The following is a 16,777-nucleotide window of genomic DNA, read 5'->3' as shown; positions in this document are numbered from 1 at the left end:
CATTGAGTTCGACGTCGAGGCGAACGGTGCAATCGATCGGCTCCGTCAGTCCGTTCAGACACCGCAACAGCGTCGACTTGCCCGATCCTGAGACGCCAAGAACGATCACGAACTCGCCGTCGGAAATCTCGAAGGAGACGTCGTCGAGCGCGTCAGTTCCGGCGATCGCGATCCGGTCGTATCCCGCGACGTACGGCCGATTCGATCCGTCGTTTCGTGACCTCGAGGCCCGTCAACGTCGCATCCACGGTAACCGAACGGGTCCGGTCCGAGACCGTTCCCGTGGCGGCGATCAGCCAATCGTCGTGCGGGTAGAGATACATCGAGTGTCCCGACTCGAGGTCCTGTGATCTGGCCCACTCCTTCGGGAGCGAAACGACGAACGTCGAGTTGCCGGCGAGTTGAACCTTCCGTTCGACCGGTTCGAACTCGTTCGAGAGTCGTCCCTGACTCATCAGTAGATCAGCTCGTCGTCGTTCTCGACCACGTACAGCGTTCGAGCGGCGATATTCACCGCGTGATCGCCCACCCGTTCGAGATCGCGAATCGTCAACAGCATTCGCGAAACTTCCTCGAGGAGATCGTCGTCGACAGCGTCGATCCGGACGAGGTCGCGAGCGACGATGCGACTCGCACGGCCACAGAGTTCGTCGATCTCGTCGTCGGTTGCGGCGATCTCGTACGTCGCGTCGGCATCGTCCGTCGCGTACGCCCGCATGGCGTCTTCGACCAGCATCACGGTTTCGGTGCCGATGTGGACGACGTCGATCTCGGGGTAGCGATCCCGATCGCCTCGCTTCGCGTACTCGGCTAAGTTGACCGCGAGGTCGGCGATCCGCTCGAGGTCGGTGATGATCTTGAACGAGGCGGCGACGAATCGGAGGTCGCCCGCGACCGGCTGCTGGAGCGCAAAGAGGTCGATACAGTCGCTCTCGAGGTCGAGGTACAGTTCGTTGATCCCGTGATCGCCCGCGATCACGCGATCCGCGAGCGCGGCGTCGGCCGTCTCGTAGGCCTCGAGCGCCCGGCGCAGGCGCTGACAGACGACGTCGCTCATCTCGAGGACGTCCTCTCGGAGGGCCTCGAGCTGTTCTTGGTACTCGATTCGCGCCATGGATCAGCCGAACTTGCCGGTGATGTAGTCTTCGACGCGGTCGTCGGCTGGGTCCTCGAAGATCGTCGCGGTGTCGTCGAACTCGACGAGTTCGCCGCCGGTGAGAAACACCGCCGTCTTATCGGAGATGCGAGCGGCCTGTTGCATGTTGTGGGTGACGATGACGACCGTGTACTCCTCGACGAGTTCGTCGATCAGGTCCTCGATCTTCGACGCCGCGACGGGGTCGAGCGCGCTCGTCGGCTCGTCCATCAGGATTACTTCCGGATCGGTCGCGATCGCCCGCGCGATACAGAGACGCTGTTGTTGTCCGCCCGAGAGGTCGAGTCCGCTCGAGTCGAGTTTGCCCTCCACTTCGTCCCACAGCGCTGCGCCGCGGAGTGCGCGTTCGACGGCGTCGTCGAGGTCGAGTTTGTCGTCAAGCCCCTGAACACGAAGCCCGTAGGCGACGTTGTCGTAGACCGACTTGGGGAACGGGTTCGGTTTCTGGAACACCTGACCGATTTTGCGCCGCAGCGCGACCGGGTCGACGTCGTCGTCGTAGACGTTCTTCCCGTGGAAGTACAGTTCGCCATCGACACGACAGGCGTCGATCTGGTCGTTCATGCGATTGATCGAACGCAAGAACGTCGACTTCCCACAGCCCGACGGACCGATGATCGCGGTGACCTTGTGTTCGGGGATTTCGATCGAGACGTCCGAAAGCGCCCGTTCGTCACCGTAGTGGACGTCGAGACCCCGGGACTCGAGGACGGTCTCGTCGGGTCGATCGGTACGCGTCGTGTTCTCGGTCTGTACCTCGGTCGTAATCAGCGATTGTTCTTCGGTCGACATGTTAAATCTCCGTCTCGTACCGGTGGCGGATGTAGATCGCGATCAGGTTCATGACGAACAGGAACGAAAGCAGCACCACGATCCCGGTCGCGGCGAGGTGGATGAAGTGCTGGCTCGGTTCGTTCGCCCAGTTGTAGATCTGGGTCGGCATAGCGCTGAATCGGTCGAACGGTCCCCTGGGCATCCGGTTGATGAAGATCGCGCCGACCATGATCAGCGGAGCAGTTTCGCCGATCGCGCGTGCGAGAGCGAGGATGGTTCCAGTCATGATGCCGGGCATCGCCGCCGGGAGCACGACGTTCCGGATCGTCTGCCACTGGGTCGCACCAGTCGCCAGCGAGCCGTTTCTGACGCCGTCGGGGACCGCCCGCAGCGCCTCCTGTGCGGAGACGATGATGATCGGCATGACGAGCAAGCCGAGCGCGATCGCCCCGGCCAGCAGGATCGGTCCCATACCGACCCCGTTGACGAACGCCGCCAGCCCGAGCAGTCCGTAGACGATCGAGGGGACTCCCGCGAGGTTCGCCAGGTTCGCCTCGATGAGTCGCGTGATACGATTGTCCGGCGCGTACTCCTCGAGGTAGATCGCGGAGCCGACGCCGACGAAAAACGCCAGGAATGTGACCAGGACCATCAACATGATCGACGCGACGATCGCGCCCCTGAACCCGGACAGTTCCTCGCGGCGGGAGCCGTCTCGGGTGAGGAAGTCGACGAGGTTGATGTTGTACTCGGTCAGCCCGACGTAAAGGTCGGTGGCGACGTCGAACAATAGCAACGCGAGCATGACGACGCCGAACATCGACGCCGCGAAGATTATCCCGAGGAAGATCCGGTTTTTCCGGTGCTCCCAGCCGAGGTCGACGTCGGCGAACAGGTCGTGGTCCGTTTCGGAACTCATCGGTACTCCTCCTGGAATCGGCGTTTGAACCAGTCGTTTAGTAGGTTCATACTCAACGTCATGACGAACAACAACAGGCCGACGGCGAACAGCGACTGGTACTCGACGGTTCCGACGGCGGTCGTTCCGCGCGCCATCTTCACCATGTACGCCGTCATCGTCATGATCTCGGCGAAGGGGTTGGCCGTGATCTGAGGTTGCATCCCGGCGGCGAGCGTGACCGCCATCGTCTCACCGATCGCCCGGGAGACGGCGAGGATGTACGACGCGAAGACCCCCGAAATCGATGCCGGGAGAACGATTCTCGTCGAGACGTCGAACTTCGTCGCGCCGAGGGCGTACGCACCGTTTCTGAGATCGTCCGGCACGGCCGACATGGCGTCCTCGCTGATCGAGGACACCATCGGAATCGTCATGATACCCACGACGAGCATTCCCGAGAGCAGGCTGTACCGGCCCATGTTGATGTCGAACACCGTCTCGGCGATCGGTGCGACGATCATCGGATTGATGAACGCGATCGCGAAGTAGCCGTAGACGATCGTCGGAATCCCGGCGAGGATCTCGAGGGTCGGCTTGAGCTTCGAGCGAACGCCCTTCGAGGAGTACTCCGAGAGATAGATCGCCGTCGCCGTCCCGATCGGGATCGAGACGAACGCCGCGCCGACGGTGATCGCGAGCGTCCCGAAGACGATCGGTAACACGCCGTGACCCGGCGTCGCGTGGTCTGGAGCCCACCGCGTTCCGGTGAAGAACTCGGTGAACTTCACCGTTCGCTCGACGCTCGCTCCGAGTAGCATCTCGGTGAGTTTCGCGCCGAAGAAGTAACTCGCCGCGTTGTCGATCAACACGAAAAAAATCGCAAGCGTGGTCAGGACCGTGATCACGGCACAGCCAAAGAGGAGTCGGCGGACTCGCCGGTCGGTCGCATTATCTGCACCGACCGCCCCGTCGCCGCGTATCCCCGGCCCTGATCCGTCGGTTACGTCCGTACTCATTGGGTTGGGAAGCTAGTCGCGTTGGACGGTGAGGTCGTCCGGCGATGCGCCGACCTGGTCGAGCCAGTCGTCGATCTTGTCGTGGTTTTCCGCCTGCGCCTCGTCCGTCGTCGCGTAGAAGCCTTCGTCGCGAGCGAAATCGTGTTGGCCGTTGGTGTAGAACCGGGCGAACGAGCCAATAAGATCCGTTCGTTCTTCGAGGCTCGCGACGTTAACGAACGCAAACAGTGGCCGGGCGAGCGGCGAGTACAGCCCTTCTTCGATGTTTTCCTGCGTCGGAAGGTAGAACTCGCCGTCGGCGTCGCTCTCTACCGGAACAGCTTCGATCGGCTGGTCATCCTCGATCTCTCGGAGGTATCCCAGTCCACCCCAGCCAAAGCCATGTTCGTTGTCCGCGACCGCGGCCATGATCTCGTTGGTCTGGCTCGTCGCGGAGTAGTCGTCGCGAACGTTCCCCATCTCGCCGTTGATCTCGCGAGTGAAGTAGTCGAACGTCCCGGACGCGCTGTCGCGGGCGTGCAGTTGCATCTCCTCGTCGGGCCACTCGTCGCGAACGTCGCTCCAGTGAGTGATTTCGTCGGTCGCTTCGAACTCCCAGATCAACTGGAGTTCGTCGAGCGTGATATTGTCGACCCAGTCGTTCGCGGAGTTCTTGACGACCGAGAGGCCGTCGAGGCCGACCTCGAGGAAGCCGTAGTTGACGTCGTTTTCCTCACAGAGATCGATCTCCTCTTCGGTAATCGCTCGGCTCGCACTCTGGACGTCGGAGTTAGCCCGGCAGAACTCCTGAAAGCCCGCGCCAGTACCCTCCGGCGCGACGTCGACGAGGACGTCCGGGAACTCGTTCGAGAAGTTCTCGCCGGCCCACGAGGTGATCGGGGCGACGGTGTTGGATCCGGACGCGTCGATGGTACCCGAGAGATCACCACCCCCGTTTCCGCCACCACTGCCGCCGCCGTTTCCACCGCCGTTGCCGCCGCTTCCGCCGTCGTCACTACTACAGCCAGCGAGGCCGATGATCCCCGCCGTCGCGCCGATAGCCACGAAGTTACGCCGCGATACCCCACTGAAACCGGTTCGACCGGACTGGTTGTCCGTCATCGAATAGACGACGATCGAACGCGAACAAGTAGGCTTCTAATATCTATATATCCGGATACTGCGCACGATATGGAGCTATGTACCGGACAGTATATCTGCCATTACTGATCGAATCCAGAATGCCCACAGAAGCATTTAACGGGACTATTGGAGAGTTTCGCGATGAGAATTGGTAACGACGAAACGATATCGAAATACCCCCTCGGTCGAGGCCACCCCCACACTATTGATTCCTATATATTCATACGTTTGCGAGAAGCCCTCCCACAGAATCCGTTTCTGATGGTCCTACTGCACGATAGCACACTGTTTCGAGGTCGGGAGCCGAGGCCGTAACCGGACGACTCTATAGATTAAGACAATTTATATGCAATCCGTAGTAAGCGCGCCGTATGGAGACCCGAAAGGTCCAGGTGACCGGCGGATCGACGTACACCGTTTCGCTCCCGAAGACGTGGGCGACGGAAAACGACGTCAGCAGCGGAACCACCGTCGAAATCTACTCGGAGGAGGATACGTTGCTGGTGACGCCACAGAGCGACGAAACCCATCAGGAAGGAACCCTCGACGTCTCGAGTCTCGAGGACGAACAGCTGATCCGGGCCGTGATGACGATGTACGTCGGTGGATTCGACGTTATCACGCTCGAGGCGGGCCGTATCACGACCGACCAGCGCCGGGCGATCCGGAGCGCGATCCAGGGGCTGATCGGCGTCGAAATCGTCGAGGAAGGCTCGGACCGGGTGGTCGTTCAGGATTTGCTCGACTCCTCGGAGCTGTCGATCGTCAACAGCGTCACCCGGATGCGACTCATCGCGGCGTCGATGCTCGGGGACGCGGTGACCGCGCTCGTCGAGAACGACGACGACGTCGCCCGCGACGTCATCGAGCGCGACGACGACGTCGATCGGCTCTGGCTGGTCGTCTCCCGGATCTTCCGTGCGACGCTGCGTTCTCCCCGCGCAGCCGAAGAACTCGGCGTCCACCGCGAGGACTGTTTCGACTACCACTCGAGCGCCCGCCAGCTCGAACGGATCGCCGACCACGCCGTCAAGATCGCCCAGCTCGCGCTCAAACTCGAGGAGATCCCGGAAGACGTCGCCGACGCGTTGCTCGACCTCCACGCGGACGTCGCCGACGTAATCGAGAAATCGATGGACGCGCTGTTCGCCGAGGAAGCCGACCAGGCGAACGATCTCGGCCACGACGCCCTCGAGTCCGTCCTCGAGATCGACGAACACACCAGACACATCGACGATCTGTTACGCGAACTGGATCCGATTCAGGCGCAATCGCTCGGGCTCATCCTCGATTCGCTCTCTCGGAGCGCCGACTACGGCGGCAACGTCGCCGAGACGGCGCTCCAGAAAGCCGCACCACGTCCGTAGTTTCCGTGTCCTCGACTGGAACCGAAGGCGTGAGTCAGTCGGGCGATCGAAGTCGAGGCACGATTCGTCGTCCCGCTCGATTGCGCCGACTCGACGCCGACCCAGTGTGGTTCCGATCGTCGAGACTGTGGATCTTGGTGGTAGGAAATATAGTTGTCACCGCGCGTCATCCCACACCTGATCGCCAGACTGATCGGCGATGGGTGTGTACATCGTTGCAGTTGTTACTGTAGACGAGTCGTCTCGAGAACGGCGGCTCGGGAAAATCCCTCGTCACACGGGGCTCGGTGGGGGTAACTCCTCGTCACTGCCGCCGTCTCGACGGAGGCCCTCGAGGGGTTTCGCTCTGTCGCTTCGGCGTTGTGGCTCACCCGCACTGTCGCTTCGGCGTTGTGGCTCACCCGCACCGTCGCTTCGGCGTTACGGCTCGCCCCCGGTGGACTCGCCGTCCCGCCAGGACTCGAGGCGCTCCAGCGTCTCGGCGACGGCGCGAATAGCCGCGGGCTCGAGGCGGCCGTCCTCGGTGACGACCTCCTCGACGCAGTCGGCTGGCGTCACGTCGAACGTCGGGTTCAGGACGTCGATGGCGGCGTCCCCATCGTACACCGCCGTCTGATCGCCCGACTCGAGGTTCACGCCCTCGCGCGTCGAGACCTTGTCCGTCGCGGCGACGGCCGTCACCGGGACGCCCTCTCGAGCGGCCGCGACAGCGAGCGTTCGGGTACCGGTCTTGTTCACGACGGAGCCGTCGGGGAGGACGGTGTCCGCGCCGACGACGACACGGTCGATTTCCTCGTCCGCGAGGACGTGAGCGGCGGCCGCGTCGGTGTGTACCGTCACGGACGCGTCGACGGCCGGATCGCTCGCCAGTTCCTCGGCGACGTCGACGCCCTCGCGTGCCGGCCGCGATTCGGCGACGAACAGCCGAGACGGGGTTCCCTTCCGGATCGCCGCACTGACCGTTCCCGACCGCGAGAGGGTCGCGATACGGCCGTCGACGCGATCCGCCGCGTTCGCCGCGGCGTCGGCGTCCGCCGCGAGCGCTCGGTCGATTCCGTCGACCGTCGACGCGAGGACGGCCGGCGCACCCTGCTCGTCCCTGCCGTCGGCTTCGTCCGCTTCGGCCATCGCACGGCTCACCCTGTTCCGGAGGACCGCCATCGAGGGCCGCGCCTCGAGCAGTCGGGCCGCGAGTGCGGCGAGTTCCTCCCACTCGCCGGCCGGATCGACGTTCGTCGGGTTCGCGTCCGACCGATTCGCGTTCGTCGGGTTCGCGTCGTCCGTCGTTCGTTCCGAGACGAGCAACCCCGCCCTGTCCCGAAGGACCTCGAGCGCTCGGATCGAGAGCGACGCCGCACCGTGGTCGTCGTCGGCCGCGATCGATCGAACCGTCGGTGCGACCCGTTCGTAGGCCGTCCACAGTCGAGGGACAGTCTCGCGGTCGCCGCCGTGATCCCCACTTCCAAGATCGTCTACGAGCATCTCCGTCGGTTGAATCCACTCGAACGCGTCGTGTTCCTCGCTCAGTTCGACCGCTCGTGAGGTGCAATCGAACAGAGAGGGGTGGACGACCCACTCGCGCTCGAGTGCCGGATCCTCGACCGAGACCGGCCGACCAGACCTGACGAACGAAACGTCGTCCTCGAGGCCGGTCTCCTCGGCGATTTCGACGCGAACCTGTTCGTCGGGATCTCCCTCGGCGTATCCGGAGACGCCGCCCCACCGGCCGGCGTAGGTTCCGACCGCGTCGCTGCGACGCATCAACAGCACGTCGCCGTCGTTGCGGAGGAACGCGGTGACGACGTGCGTCGGTCCATCGTCGCCGTCTTCACCCGCTAGATCGTTCATGTGCCACCACACGAGTGCGCTCGCTGATACGGTTTACTGTACGTCATTGCCGGCGAACCCGCGACCCGGGCGGCGGGTGCGCCGGGACACAGGTACAGTAATCCGTTTGAATCGCTTTCGGAGGCGGACTGTCGCAACCCCGGGCCGAGCGCGCCTCGAACGATCTCCGGCCGGTGACGGGGACGCTTTAAGCGTCTCGGCTCGAAAGCGGACGTATCGATGGCAAGCGAGGAACTGACAGACGACGGGGCCACGCCCCGATCGAAGCGCAGCGACAATGCGGTCCGGGTCGGCGTCGACGTCGGCGGGACGTTCACCGACGTGGCGCTCTCGATCGACGATCGCCTCGTCACCGCCAAGGTGGCGACGACCGACGACCAGCACGTCGGCGTCCTCGAGGGCGTCTCGAAAGCCTGCGACGACGCGGGGATCGATCCGGGCGACGTCGAGGACTTCGCCCACGCGATGACCGTCTCGGTCAACGCCCTCCTCGAGCGCGACGGGGCGAAGACGGCGCTCGTCACCACCGCCGGCTTTCGCGACGTCCTCGAGATCGGCCGCCAGGATCGGCCGAGCCTCTACGACCTCGAGGCCGAGAAGCCCGAGCCGTTGGTCCCCCGCGAGCGTCGGTTCGAGATCGACGAACGGACGACGCCGGCGGGCGTCGAGAAACCGGTCGACGAGGGTGACGTCCGGGAACTCGCAGAGACGCTTCGCGAACGGGACGTCGAAGCCGTCGCGGTCTGTCTCCTCCACGCCTACGCGGATCCGACGAACGAGCGGACCGTCGCGAACGTTCTCCGCGATCGGCTCGCAGTTCCGGTGTCGGCCTCCCACGAGGTCCTCTCCGAGTTCCGCGAGTACGAACGCACGTCGACGACAACCGTCGACGCTTACCTCCGGCCGGCGATCGACGGCTACGTCGGACGGCTGGTCGAGGAGGCCGCCGAATTCGGCCTTCCGGCCCCGTGGATCATGCAGGCAAACGGCGGCATCGCCGATCCCGAGACGGTCCGCGAACGCGCCGTTACGACGACGCTGTCGGGACCTGCGGCGGGAGTCGTCGGCGCGGCGGCGACGGTCGACGAGACCGCGGTCGAGGGACTCGTCACGTTCGACATGGGCGGCACCTCGAGCGACGTCAGTCTCGTCCGGGAGGGGCGGGCCGAACGGACGACCGAGGCCGAGATAGACGGTCTCCCGATCAGAACGCCGATGGTCGACGTCAACACCGTCGGCGCGGGCGGCGGCTCGATCGCGTGGGTCGACGACGGCGGTGCGCTCCGCGTCGGGCCACGGTCTGCGGGTGCCGAGCCCGGGCCCGCATGCTACGGCCGCGGCGGAACCGAGGCGACCGTGACCGACGCGAACGTGGTTCTCGGGTACATCGGTCCCGACACCGCGCTGGGCGGCGAGATGACCCTCGACGTCGAAGCCGCTCACGCCGCCCTCGAGGGGCTGGCCGACGAGGCGGGCCTCGAGAGCGCGCTCGAAGCGGCCCACGGCGTCTACCGCGTGGCGAACGCGACGATGACGAGGACGATCCGGAGCGTAACCGTCGAGCGCGGCCACGACCCCCGCGAGTTCGCGCTCGTCGCGTTCGGCGGCGCGGGGCCGATGCACGCCGCGGCGCTGGCCGACGCCCTCGAGATCGACCGCGTCGTCGTCCCGCGGCCGAGCGGCGTGCTCTCGGCGTTCGGCCTCCTCGCGGCCGACGAGAGCTACGACGCCGCCCGAACGGTAGGTCTCGCTCTCGACGGGACTGCGAGTGAGCGGTCGGGGGACAAAGCAGCCGACACCTCGAGCCCGCGAGCGGAGACCGACGCGGGTCCGGAGAGAGCCGAGCGGGACGCCGTCGAGCCCGTCTACGACGACCTCGTCGCAGAGGTTCTCGCGAACGCCTCGGACCCCGGCCGGGCACGCCTCGAGCGAGCGGCCGACTGCCGGTACGCCGGTCAGAGTTTCGAGTTGACCGTCCCCGTCGGCGACCCCTTCGACGCCGACGCGGTCGCAGACCGCTTTCACGAGGCCCACGAGCGGACGTACGGCTACGCGATGGACGAATCGATCGAACTCGTCACCCTCCGGGCAACGGCGACCGTCCCCGGGACGGAACCGGCCGTCGCCCACGACGGCGACGGCGGCGCGCTCGTCGGCACCCGGCAGGTGCACTTCTCGGAGACCGGCGCGTGGGAGACGACCGTCTACGATCGCGACGGGCTCGAGGCGGGAACGACGGTATCGGGACCCGCGATCCTCGAGCAGGCAGAGAGCACGACCGTCGTCCCGCCGCAGTGGTCGGGTGAGATCGACGCGGACGGAGCGCTCTTTATGACGCGAGGGGAGGTGGCCGACCGATGACGGGACCGGATCCGGAAGACCGGACGGGGACGGAGACGCCGGGTTCCGACACGAGCGGCGACCTCGATCCGGTCACGCTCGAGGTGCTTCGCAACCAGCTCGAGGGGATCGCCGAGGAGATGGGACGAACGCTCATTCGCGGTGCGTACTCGCCGAACATCAAAGAGCGCCGAGACTGCTCGACGGCGCTGTTCGACGCCGACGGGCGGATGATCGCACAGGCCGAACACATTCCGGTTCACCTGGGCGCGATGCCCGCCGCCGTCGACGCGGTCCGCGAGTGCGATCCCAGCCCGGGGGACGTCTTCGTCCTCAACGATCCGTTCACCGGCGGCACTCACTTACCGGACGTGACGATGGTCTCGCCGCTCGCGCCGGCGGGCGGGCGGCCCGACACGGAGGGTGGCGGGACCCGCGGCGAAAACGGCACTGCAGATGGGACAGGTGGAGACCGGATGGACGGTGACGAGACGGACGGAGACGAGGAGGACACCGAAGACGACGATAGCGTGCCCGATATCGTCGGTTACGCCGTCTCTCGAGCACACCACGCGGACGTCGGCGGGGCGACGCCGGGGAGCATGCCCGCGGACTCGCGGGAGATCTACCAGGAAGGGATTCGAATCCCGCCGATCCGCCTCGTCGCCGACGGCGAGGTCCGCGAGGACGTCCGATCGCTGGTGCTGGCGAACGTTCGGAATCCGCGGGAGCGACGTGCAGATCTTCGGGCCCAACTCGCGGCGAACGACCGCGCAGAGACCAGACTCGCCGCGCTGTTCGACGAACACGGCCGAGAAACCGTCCGGGACGGCTTCGACGCAGTGATCGAGTACTCGCGCGAGCGGATCGAATCCGAAATCGAGGCGCTTCCGGACGGCACCTACGAGGCGACCGACGTCCTCGAGGGCGACGGGGTGACCGACGAAGATATCGAACTCGAGGTCGCGGTGACCATCGACGGGGCGACGATCGACGTCGACTTCGAGGGAACCGCAGATCAACTCGAGGGGAATCTCAACGCGCCGCTTTCGGTCGCAAAGAGCGCGGTGTACTTCGTCGTCCGATGTCTCACCGATCCGGATATTCCGCCGAACCAGGGCTGTTACGAGCCGATACGGGTGAGCGTGCCGAAGAGGTCGTTGCTCGATCCGCAGCCGCCAGCGGCGGTCGTCGGCGGCAACGTCGAGACCAGCCAGCGGGTGACCGACGTCGTCTTCGCCGCGTTCGCCGAGGCCGCACCCGATCGCGTCCCCGCACAGGGACAGGGGACGATGAACAACCTGACGATCGGCGGGCGCGACGACTCGTTTACCTACTACGAAACGATCGGAGGCGGCTTCGGTGCTCGCGCCGACCGCGACGGGATGGACGGCGTGCAGGTCGGCATGACCAACACGCTCAACACGCCGGTCGAGTCACTCGAGACGGAGTACCCGCTCCGGGTCGATCGGTACGCGCTCCGGCCCGACAGCGGAGGCAACGGAACGTATCGAGGGGGACTCGGCCTCGAGCGCTCGGTCACCGTCGAGACGGACGCGACGGTGTCGCTGCTCACCGAGCGGCGACGATACGGGCCGAAAGGCGTCGCGGGCGGCGAGGACGGCGCGCCCGGCGAGAACCTGATCGACGGCGAGTCGGTGCCGGCGAAGACGACGGTCGATGTCGACGCGGGAACGACCGTCACCGTCCGGACGCCGGGCGGCGGCGGTCACGGGGATCCGGCCGACCGCGAGGAGTGACGGTCGCGAGTCGACACCAAATCGGGTGTGCGTGCGTCACGCACATTCGAACACGTATTTTATCCTTCGGCTACACGTTTCAGACATGGTCCCGCCGATCACTCGTCGCGCTCTCGTCGTCACCGCAGGGGCCGCCGTCGCTCTCGGAGGTTGTCTCGAGGCCGAATCCGGATCCGAGTCCGAATCCGAGTCCGCAGACGCGGACGCGGACGGTGACGACTCGGCGGAGGCGGTGGACTGGCGGGAAACGACCCTCGAGGACGTGACGACCGGCGCGTCGTTCACGATCGCGGGCATCGATCAGCCGGTCGTGGTCCACACGTTCGCACCGTTCTGTCCGACCTGCAACAGCCAACAGGAGGAGATCGCCGAGAGCCACGCGGCGGTCGGCGACGAGGTCCGGTTCGTCGACCTCGTGATCGACGGCAACGACGATCCAGCGGATATCAGAACTCACGCCGAGGAGAACGGGTACGAGTGGACCTTCGGAGCCGCTCCCGAGCCGTTCACGGAGGCGCTCGTCGACGAGTTCGGACGGGAGATTTCGGTCCACGCCCAGTCGCCGCTGGTCGTCGTCTGTCCGGACGGAACGACCGGGACGGTCGAAAAAGTCGCGTCCGCAAGCGAGATACGGAACGGGATCGACGACACCTGTCCATGACGCTCGCCGGGTTCGTCGAGCACTTCCTGCTCGGCGTCGCGACGCCGCTTACCGCGGCCTGTGTGATCCCGCTCTATCCCGCGTTTATCGCCTACCTCGCGAGCACCGACGGCGGCGAGCGCAGTCGGTCGGTGGCGCTTCTCGGTCTCCTCGTCGTCGCCGGCGTACTCGCGTTTATGGCGGCCGTCGGCGTCGTGTTCACGTACGTCCTTCAGGAGTCGGTCAACCGGGTCGTCGCGGACGTCTCGCCCGTCGCGTTTGCCGTCCTCGCGGTCGTCGGGGGGGTCTTGCTCGTCGATCCCACGCGATTCTCGAGGCTGCCGTCGTTCGAGCCGCCACAGTCGCGCTATCCCGCAGCGTCGGCGTTCAGCTACGGATTCTTCTTCGGCGCGATCGTACTCCCCTGTAATCCGGCGACCATCTCGCTGTTTTTCGCCCGCTCGCCGGTGCTGTACGACACCCACCTCGAGAGCGTGCTCGGATTTCTGGCGTTCGGGCTCGGCATCGGTGCGCCGCTTCTCGCGTTCGCGCTCCTTTCCGAACCGTTCGGCCGGCGGGTAACGAGGACGCTCGCCCAGTATAGCGGCCCGATCAACCGCGCTACCGGCGGAATACTGCTCGTAGTCGCCGGCTACTACCTCGGGTTCGTCTTCGAGGTCATCCCGCAGGTGGGCTGATCACCACCGGCTCCAGCTCTCATACGGTTTACTGTACGTCGGTACCGGAGACCGGGCGCGCCACCGCGGTGCTCCGGTAACCGGGGACAGCAATCCGTATCACACCGCCACCATTGGCCGGTGACGGTGCGTTTTTCACGCCGCTCGCCCACCCTCCGATATGCACCTCGAGCCAGTGAGGGATCTCCCCGAGATCAGAAACGGTGACGACCTCGCCGATCTGATCGCGGATCGGGCTACCCTCGAGTCGGCCGACGTACTCACCGTCGCGAGTACGATCGTCTCGAAAGCGGAGGGACGAACCGCGGACCTCGACGACTACCCCGAAAGCGGTCGCGCACGGGAACTCGCGGATCGGATCGAAGCGATCACGGGCGAAGAGAAAGATCCGCGCTTTGCACAGGCGGTCCTCGAGGAGAGTACGGAGCTACTGATCGACGCACCGTTCTTGCTCACCGAGACGCGCTTCGGTCACATCTGCGTCAACGCGGGGATCGACCGATCGAACGTGCCGGATCACGATCTCCTCCTGTTGCCGAAGCGACCGACCCACAGCGCCGAACGGATCAGAAACGGGCTCACGGAGCGCGGAATCGACGACGTCGCGGTGATCGTCACCGACACCTGCGGCCGGCCGTTTCGCCACGGCCAGCGCGGCGTCGCCCTCGGCTGGGCGGGGATGCCCGCGAGCCGGGACTGGCGCGGCGAACGCGACCGCGACGGACGCGAACTCGGCGTCACCGTCCAGTCGGTGGTCGACGAACTCTCGGCGGCGGCCAACCTCGTCGCCGGTGAAGGAGCCGGGGGCACGCCCGCCGTCGTCGTCCGGGACTGGGAGTTCGGCGACCTCGAGGGAAGCGACGAACTGTTCAGGTCGGTCGACGACGATCTCGTCCGACAGGCACTTCGCCGCTGGGAGTGGAGGGGAGACGAATGACCGAACCCGACGGGACCGAGATCGGTTCGACCGACGCGCCCACGTGGGGTATCGAACTCACGCCCGAACACCCGCCGGACCGGGTGGCCGAAATCGCGGCCCACGCCGAATCGGAGGGGTTCGACGTCGCCTTCTCGAGTTGTCACTACTTCAATCGCGATCCGTTCGTGGCGCTCTCGCGGATGGCCGGCGCGACCGAGGAGATCCGACTCGGGCCGGGCGTCGTCAACCCCTACGAGTGCCACCCGGTGAAACTCGCCGGGCAGGCGGCGACGATCGACGAGGTGAGCGACGGGCGGGCCGTCTTCGGCGTCGGGGCCGGCGACCGGTCCACCCTCTCGAACCTCGGAATCGACCGGGACCGACCGCTGCGCCGGGTCCTCGAGACGTTCGACGTCGCTCGTGATCTCTGGGCCGGCGACACCGTCACCCACGAGGGGACGTTTACCGCACGGGACGCCTCGCTCAACCTCGAGCCCGCGGAGATCCCCGTCTACGTCGGCGCGCAGGGACCGCACATGCTCCGGATGAGCGCAAAGCACGCCGACGGCGTCCTGATCAACGCCGCTCATCCGCGGGACCTCGAGTGGGCGGCAGATCAGATCGCCCAGGGAAAAGCGGATCGACCCGCCGAGCACGGCGAGTTCGAGGCGCTGGCGTTCGCGAGCGTCAGCGTCGCCGCGGACGAAGCCGACGCCCGCGAGGCGGCACGCCCCCCGGTCGCGTTCATCGCCGGCGGTGCGGCCGACCCTGTCGTCGAACGCCACGACGTCGACCCCGACGCGGTGAGCGCGGTGAGCGAAGCCTTAGAGCAGGGGGACCTCGGAGCGGCGTTCGACCGGGTGACGCCCCCGATGATCGACGCCTTCTGTATCGCGGGAACGACGGAAACCGTCGCTGAACGGTTCGAAGCGGCCCTCGAGTACGTCGACGGAATCGTCGTGGGATCGCCGTTAGGCCCCGACCTCGAGGACGCCGTCTCCCGCGCGAGCGAGGCGCTCGAGCGAGCGACCTGACCCAAACGCCGGAGAATTCGATTTATACGGACCGCTTTCGTCTCTACCGGTGAAACAACGACAAGTCTACCGACTCAGCCGGAAACAGGGGCAGCGATCCGTCTCAGTTCGGGGTGAGGAGGCTGCCGACGGCCCCGAGCGTCAGTGCGCCGAAGACGCCGAGCGAGAAGACGATAATGAGCGTCCCAGCCAGGACGAGCAGCGGCGCGAGCCCATCACCCATCGCGACGTCGCTGAAGAGTTCGTTCATCTCGACGATGTTGTCCACGATGACGTTCAACGCTACGGCGGATTCCATGTGCGGGGATTGTCGTCGGTGGTACTTGGCCGTGCCGGTCCAGCTTCGCGACGGACGGTGTCACTGTGATCCGACGTCAGACGGTCTGTTGTCCGTCACTGCCGTCCGAGCGCGACTCCGTCAGACCTGGCCGTCGGTCGAACCGTATAAGCCGGCCCCGTCCGTACGTCGGCGCGTGACCGAGGACGCGACGCTCTCCGAGTTCGGCATCGACTCGAGCGACGAGGACGACAGCTTGTGTGCCGAAGACGACGGCTCGTGTGCCGGGGGAGACGGTGAGAACTCGAGAGACGTCGAATCCGATGGCGACGATACGAGCGATAGCCGACCGGAAACGTCGCGTTCGACGTACGCCTGGGGGACGTACACCTGTGGGAACTGCCAGGACGAAACCGACCGTGTCTGGCGCGAGGACGGCGGATTCGTCTGTTCGGCCTGCAAGGAGTGGTAGCCATCGGTCGGTTCGGGTTCACATCCCCACGTTCCGGACGCTGTCGTTCGTCTCCCCCGAACATTTATATCTCAGTCGTGGTTCTGTAAAGGTGCAATGGCGAAAGGTACGGTCGCATTCTTCAACGACACTGGCGGTTACGGGTTCATCGAGAGCGAGGATTCGGACGAGGACGTGTTCTTCCACATGGAAGACGTCGGCGGTCCCGATCTGGAAGAGGGACAGGAAGTCGAGTTCGACATCGAGCAGGCCGATAAGGGCCCGCGCGCAACGAACGTAGAACGACTGTAGTATCCGTCCAGACTGAACTTCCGGGCGAACCGATACCCACCTCGAGTTCGTCCGGATAGTCGACGTCTGGAACGGGACGAGTCGGTCCGGGCGAACGAGAGAGTACCGGCTTTCGGCTCTCTCACCGGTATCGGTAGCGACTGCGTTTTTCGGCTCGAACGA

Annotated in this window: 16 protein-coding genes and 1 pseudogene; 9 read left to right on the top strand and 8 right to left on the bottom strand. The window is 65.4% G+C overall.

All coding sequences use genetic code 11. The annotated features are described in order from the left end of the window. Nucleotides 1-30 precede the first annotated feature (30 nt). The 6 genes and pseudogenes from EA473_RS05095 to EA473_RS05070 form a co-directional block, all read right to left on the bottom strand. A pseudogene (locus EA473_RS05095) lies at nt 31-455 on the bottom strand (ATP-binding cassette domain-containing protein); the annotation flags it as partial. Further along, nucleotides 455-1,114 carry a phosphate signaling complex protein PhoU gene (gene phoU, locus EA473_RS05090; RefSeq protein ID WP_124194587.1) on the bottom strand — a complete coding sequence of 220 codons (660 nt, stop codon included), beginning with the start codon at nt 1,112-1,114 and terminating at the stop codon, nt 455-457. The pseudogene EA473_RS05095 and the gene phoU, both read right to left, overlap by 1 nt. 3 nt (nt 1,115-1,117) lie before the next feature. Next, nucleotides 1,118-1,948: a phosphate ABC transporter ATP-binding protein PstB gene (pstB, locus tag EA473_RS05085; RefSeq protein WP_124194586.1), complete on the bottom strand. Its 831-nt coding sequence runs from the start codon at nt 1,946-1,948 to the stop codon at nt 1,118-1,120. Between the two features lies 1 nt (nt 1,949). Beyond that, nucleotides 1,950-2,849, bottom strand: a complete 900-nt coding sequence (gene pstA / locus EA473_RS05080; RefSeq protein ID WP_124194585.1) for a phosphate ABC transporter permease PstA — start codon at nt 2,847-2,849, stop codon at nt 1,950-1,952. Beyond that, nucleotides 2,846-3,847, bottom strand: coding sequence for a phosphate ABC transporter permease subunit PstC (gene pstC, locus EA473_RS05075; RefSeq protein ID WP_124194584.1), 1,002 nt, complete (start codon nt 3,845-3,847; stop codon nt 2,846-2,848). Before pstC ends, pstA begins: the two co-directional genes overlap by 4 nt. 12 nt (nt 3,848-3,859) lie before the next feature. Further along, nucleotides 3,860-4,948 (bottom strand): PstS family phosphate ABC transporter substrate-binding protein, encoded by a 1,089-nt coding sequence (locus tag EA473_RS05070; RefSeq protein WP_124194583.1) that lies wholly within the window; start codon nt 4,946-4,948, stop codon nt 3,860-3,862. Between the two features lie 392 nt (nt 4,949-5,340). Here EA473_RS05070 and EA473_RS05065 point away from each other — a divergent pair, with 392 nt between their 5' ends. After that, the gene (locus EA473_RS05065; RefSeq protein WP_124194582.1) at nt 5,341-6,336 is read left to right on the top strand and encodes a phosphate signaling complex PhoU family protein; all 996 of its coding nucleotides are present in this window, start codon (nt 5,341-5,343) and stop codon (nt 6,334-6,336) included. A 420-nt stretch (nt 6,337-6,756) separates the two neighbouring features. Here EA473_RS05065 and EA473_RS05060 read toward each other — a convergent pair whose 3' ends face one another. After that, nucleotides 6,757-8,184, bottom strand: a complete 1,428-nt coding sequence (locus EA473_RS05060; protein WP_124194581.1) for an NUDIX domain-containing protein — start codon at nt 8,182-8,184, stop codon at nt 6,757-6,759. A gap of 219 nt (nt 8,185-8,403) precedes the next feature. Between EA473_RS05060 and EA473_RS05055 the strand changes: the two genes are divergently transcribed. The 6 genes from EA473_RS05055 to EA473_RS05030 all read left to right on the top strand — a co-directional run bounded on the left by EA473_RS05055 (nt 8,404) and on the right by EA473_RS05030 (nt 15,575). Continuing rightward, entirely contained in the window at nt 8,404-10,545 is a 2,142-nt protein-coding gene (locus EA473_RS05055) for a hydantoinase/oxoprolinase family protein (protein WP_124194580.1), read from the top strand. Next, nucleotides 10,542-12,284, top strand: coding sequence for a hydantoinase B/oxoprolinase family protein (locus EA473_RS05050; RefSeq protein WP_124194579.1), 1,743 nt, complete (start codon nt 10,542-10,544; stop codon nt 12,282-12,284). Before EA473_RS05055 ends, EA473_RS05050 begins: the two co-directional genes overlap by 4 nt. An 85-nt stretch (nt 12,285-12,369) precedes the next feature. Beyond that, nucleotides 12,370-12,945 (top strand): TlpA family protein disulfide reductase, encoded by a 576-nt coding sequence (locus tag EA473_RS05045; RefSeq protein WP_124194578.1) that lies wholly within the window; start codon nt 12,370-12,372, stop codon nt 12,943-12,945. Then, nucleotides 12,942-13,622, top strand: a complete 681-nt coding sequence (locus EA473_RS05040) for a cytochrome c biogenesis CcdA family protein (protein WP_243645187.1) — start codon at nt 12,942-12,944, stop codon at nt 13,620-13,622. Before EA473_RS05045 ends, EA473_RS05040 begins: the two co-directional genes overlap by 4 nt. Nucleotides 13,623-13,782: 160 nt before the next feature. Next, nucleotides 13,783-14,559 (top strand): coenzyme F420-0:L-glutamate ligase, encoded by a 777-nt coding sequence (locus EA473_RS05035; protein WP_124194577.1) that lies wholly within the window; start codon nt 13,783-13,785, stop codon nt 14,557-14,559. After that, nucleotides 14,556-15,575, top strand: coding sequence for a 5,10-methylenetetrahydromethanopterin reductase (locus EA473_RS05030; RefSeq protein ID WP_124194576.1), 1,020 nt, complete (start codon nt 14,556-14,558; stop codon nt 15,573-15,575). Before EA473_RS05035 ends, EA473_RS05030 begins: the two co-directional genes overlap by 4 nt. Nucleotides 15,576-15,678: 103 nt before the next feature. Here EA473_RS05030 and EA473_RS05025 read toward each other — a convergent pair whose 3' ends face one another. Then, entirely contained in the window at nt 15,679-15,873 is a 195-nt protein-coding gene (locus EA473_RS05025; protein ID WP_124194575.1) for a hypothetical protein, read from the bottom strand. Nucleotides 15,874-16,048: 175 nt separating this feature from the next. On the opposite strand from EA473_RS05025, the gene EA473_RS05020 reads away from it, so the two are divergent. Further along, entirely contained in the window at nt 16,049-16,324 is a 276-nt protein-coding gene (locus tag EA473_RS05020) for a DUF7573 domain-containing protein (protein WP_124194574.1), read from the top strand. A 96-nt stretch (nt 16,325-16,420) separates the two neighbouring features. Further along, nucleotides 16,421-16,615 carry a cold-shock protein gene (locus EA473_RS05015; RefSeq protein WP_124194573.1) on the top strand — a complete coding sequence of 65 codons (195 nt, stop codon included), beginning with the start codon at nt 16,421-16,423 and terminating at the stop codon, nt 16,613-16,615. Nucleotides 16,616-16,777: the final 162 nt, after the last annotated feature.

It is taken from the genome of Natrarchaeobius chitinivorans, from assembly GCF_003841505.1.
GTDB classification, from domain to species: Archaea; Halobacteriota; Halobacteria; order Halobacteriales; family Natrialbaceae; genus Natrarchaeobius; species Natrarchaeobius chitinivorans.
This window is presented reverse-complemented; position numbering and strand designations above follow the sequence as displayed.

Coding starts and splice junctions, on each gene's coding strand:
- phoU (WP_124194587.1), bottom strand. CDS start 1,114: ATGGCGCGAATCGAGTACCAAGAACAGCTCGAGGCCCTCCGAGAGGAC.
- EA473_RS05060 (WP_124194581.1), bottom strand. CDS start 8,184: ATGAACGATCTAGCGGGTGAAGACGGCGACGATGGACCGACGCACGTC.
- pstC (WP_124194584.1), bottom strand. CDS start 3,847: ATGAGTACGGACGTAACCGACGGATCAGGGCCGGGGATACGCGGCGAC.
- EA473_RS05030 (WP_124194576.1), top strand. CDS start 14,556: ATGACCGAACCCGACGGGACCGAGATCGGTTCGACCGACGCGCCCACG.
- pstA (WP_124194585.1), bottom strand. CDS start 2,849: ATGAGTTCCGAAACGGACCACGACCTGTTCGCCGACGTCGACCTCGGC.
- EA473_RS05050 (WP_124194579.1), top strand. CDS start 10,542: ATGACGGGACCGGATCCGGAAGACCGGACGGGGACGGAGACGCCGGGT.
- EA473_RS05035 (WP_124194577.1), top strand. CDS start 13,783: ATGCACCTCGAGCCAGTGAGGGATCTCCCCGAGATCAGAAACGGTGAC.
- pstB (WP_124194586.1), bottom strand. CDS start 1,948: ATGTCGACCGAAGAACAATCGCTGATTACGACCGAGGTACAGACCGAG.
- EA473_RS05040 (WP_243645187.1), top strand. CDS start 12,942: ATGACGCTCGCCGGGTTCGTCGAGCACTTCCTGCTCGGCGTCGCGACG.
- EA473_RS05015 (WP_124194573.1), top strand. CDS start 16,421: ATGGCGAAAGGTACGGTCGCATTCTTCAACGACACTGGCGGTTACGGG.
- EA473_RS05025 (WP_124194575.1), bottom strand. CDS start 15,873: ATGGAATCCGCCGTAGCGTTGAACGTCATCGTGGACAACATCGTCGAG.
- EA473_RS05045 (WP_124194578.1), top strand. CDS start 12,370: ATGGTCCCGCCGATCACTCGTCGCGCTCTCGTCGTCACCGCAGGGGCC.
- EA473_RS05070 (WP_124194583.1), bottom strand. CDS start 4,948: ATGACGGACAACCAGTCCGGTCGAACCGGTTTCAGTGGGGTATCGCGG.
- EA473_RS05055 (WP_124194580.1), top strand. CDS start 8,404: ATGGCAAGCGAGGAACTGACAGACGACGGGGCCACGCCCCGATCGAAG.
- EA473_RS05065 (WP_124194582.1), top strand. CDS start 5,341: ATGGAGACCCGAAAGGTCCAGGTGACCGGCGGATCGACGTACACCGTT.